Here is a 1,243-nt window from a genome sequence, read left to right on the forward strand (position 1 = left end):
TGAACTGGTCAAGTAATCTTGGACACTGATTACGGTTCACGCCGCCAACCTTTCCTTCACGACCGGCGACCTGTAGTCGTTATAGCTGTGAGGCCTGCTGATGTTGTAGCGCGAGATATAGCGCTGCACATCTGCCCGGGCCTCATGCTCCAGTTTGTAGCCCGTTTCAGGCACCCACTCGGACTTCAAACTACCAAAGAAACGCTCCATCGGGGCATTGTCCCAGCACTCGCCTTTACGGCTCATACTTTGCCTAAACCCATGCTTCACAAGCGCGTTTCGGAATTTATGGCTGGTGTACTGGCAACCCTGGTCAGAATGAAACAACACATCCTGGGGATGGCCGCGCAGCTCAACCGCCATGCGTAGCGCTTCGCAGGTCAGGTTGGCATCAGAAATCATCGAGAACGACCAGCCTACGATCCTGCGAGCGTACAGATCCAGAACGGCGGCGAAGTACATCCACCGCTTGCCGACCTTGATGTAGGTCACGTCGCCACACCACACCTGATTAACCGCCGTCACATCAAATTTTCGCTTGAGCACGTGCGGCGCCACCAAGGCCTCCACGCCCGGCGACTTGTACTTATGGCGCCTGCGCTGACGACTAGCGATGCCAGCTTCGCGCATCAAACTGCGAGCCATATAACGTCCGATACGATGCCCTTTGGCTTGTAGCTCCTTGGACAAAGTACGTGCGCCGGCCGACTCTCTGGACGCCTTGTGGTGCCTGACCAGCGCGGCTTTGAGCTTGTCCCGTTCAGGATTTGCTCTGCCTTGGCGCTGGCGCCAGGCGTAGAAGCTACTGCGGTTGACCCCAAACGCCTGGCAACACCTTTTAACGCCGTACTGCTCGTCCAGCTCATTGATCAGCGTGAATGATCCTTGGCGTCCAAAAGCAGGAGAGCACTGGCCTTTTTTAGGATTTCGATATCCAGGTCTTTCTCTCTGAGCAGAGCTTTGAGTCTCTGGATTTCTCGTTGATCAGCGGTAATCGCCTTGGCGCCCACCGGAGTCGAGCCCAAGCGTTCTTTTTGCACTTGATCAACCCAGCGGCGCAGGGCTGTGGGGCCGATATCCAGGCTGGCACAGACTTCGGTAACCGGCTGACCTTCATCCAACACCATGCTGGCAGCCTTGAGCTTGAACTCACTCGAATAAGATTTACGCATATCCAAACACCTCAGATTTGAGCGCTATCATAGCGCCCGATTGAAGTGTCCAAAATCATTAGGCCAGTTCA

General features: G+C 55.2%; 2 protein-coding genes. Both read right to left on the reverse strand.

Going from position 1 to position 1,243, the window contains the following annotated elements; genetic code table 11:
* Positions 1-36: 36 nt before the first annotated feature.
* The gene (locus AO064_RS02085) at positions 37-873 is read right to left on the reverse strand and encodes an IS3 family transposase (RefSeq protein ID WP_064052242.1); all 837 of its coding nucleotides are present in this window, start codon (positions 871-873) and stop codon (positions 37-39) included.
* Positions 870-1,172: a transposase gene (locus AO064_RS31620; RefSeq protein WP_014717988.1), complete on the reverse strand. Its 303-nt coding sequence runs from the start codon at positions 1,170-1,172 to the stop codon at positions 870-872. Before AO064_RS31620 ends, AO064_RS02085 begins: the two co-directional genes overlap by 4 nt.
* Between the last annotated feature and the right edge of the window lie 71 nt (positions 1,173-1,243).

This window comes from Pseudomonas marginalis (assembly GCF_001645105.1).
Classification (GTDB): domain Bacteria; phylum Pseudomonadota; class Gammaproteobacteria; order Pseudomonadales; family Pseudomonadaceae; genus Aquipseudomonas; species Aquipseudomonas petroselini.

Coding starts and splice junctions, on each gene's coding strand:
- AO064_RS31620 (WP_014717988.1), bottom strand. CDS start 1,172: ATGCGTAAATCTTATTCGAGTGAGTTCAAGCTCAAGGCTGCCAGCATG.